Below are 1,954 nucleotides of genomic sequence, written 5' to 3' on the forward strand. Positions count from 1 at the left end.
CTCGGATGAGAAGTTCGCCTTGAGATAGGCCAGGATCAGCGCCTTGGTTTCCGGTTCGGGCTCGACCATGCCCTGCGCCTCGACCATCCAGCGCCACAGCTCGTCCCAGCGGTGGTCGGTGACGCGCTGCTGCTTGATGATCTCGGTCGAATGGCAGGCGACGCATTGGTAATAGGTCTCCTCGGCGCCCGCGCCGTCGGGCAGGCCGCCGAATTCCTCGTTCCCCGCCCGCGCCTCGCCCGCATCCGCCTTGGCACGGATCGCCGTCATCGGGTCGAGCGGGTTCGCGCCGGCGGGCCGGCCCGCCAGCGCCTGCATCGGGTCAAGCCTGGCCTCGGCCACGGCCAGCCCGGCGCCAAGCACCAGCACGGCCAGGGTCGCAGCCACGGTCGTCAGAATAATGCGCATCGCCATCACCCCTCACCCGACCGCGACCAGCGCGATGCGGTGCTGGATGTTGTTGGCATAGCCGCGCGGGTTCCAGACCGGCGACAGCGGCGGCTGGCCGATGCCGTCCTGGTCGGTGGCCCGCGCCCAGACCTCGTAATAGCCATGCTGCGGCAGGGTCAGCGTCGCGCGCCAGCGCTGCCAGGCAAAGCGGTTCGGCGCCGGCTCCAGCCCGGCCTCCTGCCAGGTCTGGCCGAAATCCAGCGAGACATGCACCGCGGCCACGTCGCCCTTGCCGCACCAGGCATGGCCGCGGACCTCGACCGCCTCGCCCGCCTTCACCTCGGCGCCGGTCTGCGGGAAGGTGACGATGGACTTCACCGGCATCTCGGTCAGCACCACCATGTCCTCCTCGGGCACCTCGGTGCCGGGGGCGACCGGATAGGCCGGGATGCGATAGGAATCGCCGGTCATCTTGGCGCCGTCATGTTCCCTGTCGCGGATCCAGATGCGGTTGAGGTATTTCTGCGAGGCCGAGGCCGGATAGCCCGGCACCACCAGCCGCAGCGGAAAGCCGTGCAGCGCCGGCAAGGGTTCGCCGTTCATCGCCCAGGCGATGACCGCGTCCTCCTCCAGCGCCTTTTCGATCGGCACCCCGCGCGAGATCACCTCCTTCTCCTCGTCGCCGCTCAGATGCACGTCGTTGCCGTAATGCCCGGTATAGACGGCGCTTTCCTTGACGCCCGCCGCCTTCAGCACGTCAGCCAGCCGCACGCCGGTCCATTCCGGGCAGCCGACCGCGCCGACGGTCCATTGGTTGCCCGAGGTTCCGGGCTGGAAGAAGGCCCGGCCGTTGCCGCCGCATTCGATCACCAGCCGGCGGGTGACGGTCTCGAAGCGCGACTTCAGATCGTCGATGGTCAGCTCCAGCGGGGTCTCGACCTCGCCGTCCACGGTCAGCACCCAGCCCTCGGCGTCCTGGTCCAGCGCCGTCTGCGGCACGAGGCCGTTCATGCGGATGAACAGCCGCTCATAGGGGGTGACGTCGTCGTCCAGCAGATGCGCCGGGGTCTCCGCGTTCAGCGGCCGGTCGCCCAGCACGATGAGCCCCTGCTTGCCGGCCATCAGGTCCAGGCCGGTATCCTGGGCCAGGGCGGCGGGCACGAAGCCCGCGGGCAGGTTGCGCTCGAACGGGACGGCCATGCCCAGCATGGCGCCAAGCGCGGACAGCCCCGTCGTTTTCAGAAAGCGTCGCCGCGATCCGCTCGGGGCCTCGGCATCCTGCGGGATCGAGGTGGAATCGGTTCTATCGGACATGGGTTTCCTCCGTGGCTTGGTGCGCTTTGCGCGCAACCGGCTGTCCGCAAGGCCCTCCTCCAGGACGCGCCTTGCAACTTCATTTCGGGAAAGCATTGCCCACCGGCAAAGCTATAACAACAGCAACTCGTTGTGTTTATTAGGATATATCGGAGACGCCTGAGGGCATCGAGCTGCATCGCCGCCACCAACAGCGAGATCGCCCGCTCACTCGATCATGGGCAGGAGCTGGTCGATGGACTTCTTGGCG

2 protein-coding genes are annotated in these 1,954 nt (G+C 68.0%); both read right to left on the reverse strand.

Features of this window, described 5'->3' with window-relative positions; genetic code table 11:
- The coding region (locus FE811_RS26635; RefSeq protein ID WP_140849510.1) for a cytochrome C-552 at nucleotides 1-408 on the reverse strand (408 nt) is incomplete at its 3' end.
- A 12-nt stretch (nucleotides 409-420) separates the two neighbouring features.
- Nucleotides 421-1,704, reverse strand: coding sequence for a sulfite oxidase (locus FE811_RS26640; protein WP_116222200.1), 1,284 nt, complete (start codon nucleotides 1,702-1,704; stop codon nucleotides 421-423).
- Between the last annotated feature and the right edge of the window lie 250 nt (nucleotides 1,705-1,954).

The sequence above is a fragment of the Paracoccus sp. FO-3 genome, from assembly GCF_006386455.1.
Taxonomy (GTDB): Bacteria; Pseudomonadota; Alphaproteobacteria; order Rhodobacterales; family Rhodobacteraceae; genus Paracoccus; species Paracoccus versutus.

Bases quoted from the DNA above. Each gene is read 5' to 3' on its own strand.
- FE811_RS26640 (WP_116222200.1), bottom strand. From the start codon at position 1,704: ATGTCCGATAGAACCGATTCCACCTCGATCCCGCAGGATGCCGAGGCC.